Annotated in this window: 5 protein-coding genes; all 5 read left to right on the top strand. The window is 29.8% G+C overall.

Going from position 1 to position 4,440, the window contains the following annotated elements:
* A partial coding sequence (locus tag ACMOUI_RS09775; RefSeq protein ID WP_418965514.1) for a hypothetical protein occupies positions 1–350 on the top strand: 350 nt, incomplete at its 5' end.
* A gap of 4 nt (positions 351–354) precedes the next feature.
* Entirely contained in the window at positions 355–1,371 is a 1,017-nt protein-coding gene (locus tag ACMOUI_RS09770) for an extracellular solute-binding protein (protein ID WP_418965513.1), read from the top strand.
* 14 nt (positions 1,372–1,385) lie between these two features.
* Positions 1,386–2,411 (top strand): ABC transporter ATP-binding protein, encoded by a 1,026-nt coding sequence (locus ACMOUI_RS09765; RefSeq protein ID WP_418965512.1) that lies wholly within the window; start codon positions 1,386–1,388, stop codon positions 2,409–2,411.
* Positions 2,401–4,086 (top strand): ABC transporter permease, encoded by a 1,686-nt coding sequence (locus tag ACMOUI_RS09760; RefSeq protein ID WP_418965511.1) that lies wholly within the window; start codon positions 2,401–2,403, stop codon positions 4,084–4,086. The genes ACMOUI_RS09765 and ACMOUI_RS09760 overlap by 11 nt, the downstream gene beginning before the upstream one ends.
* A 30-nt stretch (positions 4,087–4,116) precedes the next feature.
* The coding region (locus tag ACMOUI_RS09755) for an MgtC/SapB family protein (protein WP_418965510.1) at positions 4,117–4,440 on the top strand (324 nt) is incomplete at its 3' end.

The raw sequence follows: 4,440 nt of genomic DNA, 5'->3' as shown, positions 1-4,440 counted from the left end.
AACTTATGTATATGCCAATAGCTAGAAAAAAAGAGGATATCTTTAAATTTATTCATCCTGAAATAAATATGGTTGCAGTGGAAATTTTATTTACAGATAAAGGAGATGAAATAATAGAGGATGAATTTCTAAAGAGTTTAGCAGAGAAAAATATAAAAATATGGGCTAATGCTATAACTTTAGGGGGATATGAAAAACATAACTTGAGCGCTTTTCAAGATGACAATGATTCATTACTGAATGATGGAGCTGGTTGGTCTTGGCTAATTAATAAAAATATAGATATAATTCAAACTGATTGGCCTTATCTTTTAAAAATGTATCTAAATAAAAAACAAAAGGGGGAGTAGTTAAATGAAAAAGAAATTTTTTTTAGTATTATTGTTAACGTTAACATTAGCTTGTGGAAAAAAAGGTGATAATTCAATTGTTGTTTATACAAACTCTGGGTCTGATGGAAGAGCGGAATATTTAACAGAGTTGGCTAAAGAAAATGGCTTCAAAATTAATGTTGTAGCTGCTGGTGGAACAGATATTTCTAACAGATTGATAGCAGAAAAAAATAAGCCTATAGCAGATGTTGTTTTTGGATTGAATTCGATAGAGTATGAAAAACTAAAAAAAAATAATGTGATATCAAAATATACTCCAAAATGGGCAGGGGAAATTCCAGAAGGGCTGTCAGATAAAGATGGGTACTATAATGCAGTGACAGTAACTCCACTACTTGCAATTTATAATCCGAATGTAATAACTCAAGAGAATGCACCTAAAGATTGGATAGATTTAGGAACAAATCCTAGTTATAAAGATCGATATCATATTTTTGGGTTGGATGGGGGAACTTCAAAAGTAGTTTTAGCCAGTATAGCTTCAAGATATAAGGATTCTGGAGGGACTTTAAATATATCAAATAAAGGCTGGGAAGTTGTAAGACAATATGTTCAAAATGCCCATATCCAAAAGTCTGAAGAGGATTGGTTTGGAAATTTAATGAGTGGGAAATGTCCAATAACTATGATTTGGGGAAGTGGAGCTTTAGAGAGATCAAAAGCAAATAATTTTGAAATAGGAATAATGAGACCTGAAATAGGAGTTCCTTTTGTAGTAGAACAATTGGCATTGGTTAAAGGAAATGATAATAATGAAATCAATAAAAAGTTTATTGATTGGTTGGGATCACCAGAGGTTCAAGAAAAGTGGGCAGAAAAGTTTGGAACAGCACCAGCTCATCCAAAAGCTTTGGAAAATGCACCTAAAGAAACTCGAGAGTTAGTAGAAAGTTTGAAAATTCAAAACTTAGATTGGACATTTATAACAGATAATATAGATTCATGGGTAGAGAAAGTACAATTAGAATACGTAAATTAATAGGAGTAAAAAATATGATAAAATTTGAAAATATTGAGATAAAGTATGGAGATTATATAGCTATTGAAAACTTAAATCTAACTATAAATGAGGGAGAGTTTTTCACAATGTTAGGGCCATCAGGGTGTGGAAAAACAACAACTTTAAGATCTTTAGTAGGATTTAATAACCCTACTAAAGGAAGTATATTTATAGGAGGTAAAAATGTTACAAATTTATCCACAGAAAAAAGAGGAGTAAGTATAGTATTTCAAAGTTATGCCCTTTTCCCAACTATGAATGTCTATGAAAATATAGCTTTTGGCTTAAAAGTTCAAAATTTACCACAAGATTATATTGATAAAAAAGTGAAAGCAATGGTGGATAAAGTACAAATCCATCCTGATAAACTATACAATAATGTTTCAGAATTGTCAGGTGGGCAACAGCAAAGAGTTGCTCTAGCTAGAGCATTAATTTTAGATCCAAAGATACTTTGCTTGGATGAACCTCTATCTAACTTAGATGCAAAATTAAGAGATGAGTTAAGAATGGAATTAAAAAGATTGCAGAAAGAGTTGAAAATAACAACGATATATGTGACACATGATCAAGAGGAGGCACTTAGCTTATCAGATAGAATTGCAGTATTTAATAAAGGAAAAATTGAACAAGTTGGAACTCCCTTTGAAATTTATAATGAATCTAAATCTAAATTTGTTTGTGAATTTATAGGTGAAATTAATAAAATTGAAGGTAAATTGATACAGGAAATAAATAGTAGAATTACAAAAATCTTTAAAGCAACAAATCCTATCTATTTTAGATTAGAGGCACTGTCAAATACTTCTACTCATTTAGACGACTTAGAGTTAACAGGAAAAGTTTTAGACACAGAATATACAGGTTCTTTTACAAAACTAACTTATGATATAGATGGGACAATAGTAAAAAATTTGGAAAAAAATACAAGAAAGAGACTGCCAAAGATAGGTGAAGAGGTTAAATTATACTTGCATCCTGAAGATATTATGCAATTTGGTGATGCGTATGAAAATTAAAAATGGAAAAGGAGTGTTAAATCTCTTTCTTATTTGGTTTATAGTGGCTTTTATAATATATCCTAACTTAAATCTTTTAAAAACTACTTTTTTTATAAATGGAGAACTATCATTAAACTCTGCAAATAAACTACTGTCTTCAAAAATAGCTTTAAAAAGCTTAATGAATAGTTTTATTCTAGCCGTATCCCTTTCCTTAACGGTTAATATAGTTGGTATTTTTGTTGTTTTAGTCACTGAATTTTATAAAGTAAAAGGAACTAAAATATTAAAACTAGGATATTTTACAACACTTATCTATGGTGGAATAATGGTTGCATCTGGATATAAATTTATCTATGGAGAAAATAGTTTTATAACACACGGATTACAAAGTATTTTTCCAAATATATCATCAAATTGGTTTGAAGGTTATGGAGCAGTTTTGTTTACAATGACATTTGCATGTACGACAAATCACCTAATATTTTTAACGAACTCTATAAGAAATGTTGATTATCAAATAATAGAAGCTGCTAAAAATATGGGTGCCAATGAAAAAACGGTCTTATTTAAGATACTATTACCTACATTAAAACCAGTTCTATACGCATTGACAATACTTACATTTTTAACAGGATTAAGTGCAGTTTCAGCACCACTTATTTTAGGTGGAAAAGGTTTTCAAACTATAAACCCAATGATTATTATGTTTTCAAAAACACATTATTCAAGGGATATAGCAACACTATTATCTTTAATACTTGGTGGAGCTACAATTCTCTTAGTGGTTTTTATGAATAGGATAGAGAATGGTAAAAACTATATATCTATTTCTAAAACAAAGACAAAGTTAAAGAAACAAAGTATAGAAAATAAAATTGTAAATATATCTGTACATGTAATATCATACTTATTATTTTTAATATATATGTTTCCAATAGTTATGGTAATTTTATTTTCATTAACAGAGGGACATGCTGTTGTTTCAGGAAAAATATCTTTAGCTACTTTCACTTTGGATAATTACACAAAACTATTTACACAGATGACATCTTTTAAACCTTATTTAGTGAGTTCAACCTATTCAGGATTAGCAGCTATTGGAGTTGTAATATACTCATTAACAATAGCTAAATTGATTCATAAAAAAAATGATAAATTAGCAAAGTTTTATGAGTATTCCAGTTTGATACCTTGGTTATTACCTGCAACATTAATAGCTTTAGGAATGATGATAACTTACGATAGTCCTAGACCTATTTTGTTAGGACAAGTTTTAATAGGAAGCCCAATTATAATGGTATTAGCATATATTATTGTTAAGATTCCATTTTCGTTTAGAATGTTAAGGGCAGCATTTTTTTCAATAGATGATTCTCTGGAAGAAGCTGCAAAAACTATGGGAGCATCAACATTTTATACATTTAGAAAAGTAATATTTCCAATTTTATTACCTTCTACAATGGCAATAGGAGCAATCGTTTTTAATTCGCTTCTTACAGATTATGATCTATCAGTATTTTTATATCATCCTTTACTAGAACCACTAGGAGTTGTAATTATGAAAAGTACAGATATAGAAGCTGACTTAAATGCAAAGGCAATGGTTTATGTTTATTCGGTAACTTTAATGATTATATCTGGAATTATAGTATATTATACATATGGAAGAGAAAGAAAAGCTCCCAAATAGGGAGTTTTTTTGATAAAGGAGGGAAGAAATTTGACAGAAAGTTTTTTAAAAATAGTACTTTCAATTATTTTAGGTGGAATAATAGGTTTTGAAAGAGAGCTCAAAGGAAAACCAGCTGGATTAATAACATTGACATTAGTTTGCTTAGGGGCCACAATGATTGCTATTTTACAGGGATTTATCCGACCAGTAGGAGATGTTACAAGATTGAGTGCCCAAGTAATTTCAGGTGTTGGATTTATTGGAGGGGGAACGATTATTCATAATAAAGGAAGTGTACAAGGGTTAACAACAGCAGCGTTATTATGGATTAATGCTTGTTTAGGACTGATTATAGGATATGGAATGTTTAAG

Source organism: Cetobacterium sp. (genome assembly GCF_048470075.1).
Lineage (GTDB): Bacteria > Fusobacteriota > Fusobacteriia > Fusobacteriales > Fusobacteriaceae > Cetobacterium_A.
This window is presented reverse-complemented; position numbering and strand designations above follow the sequence as displayed.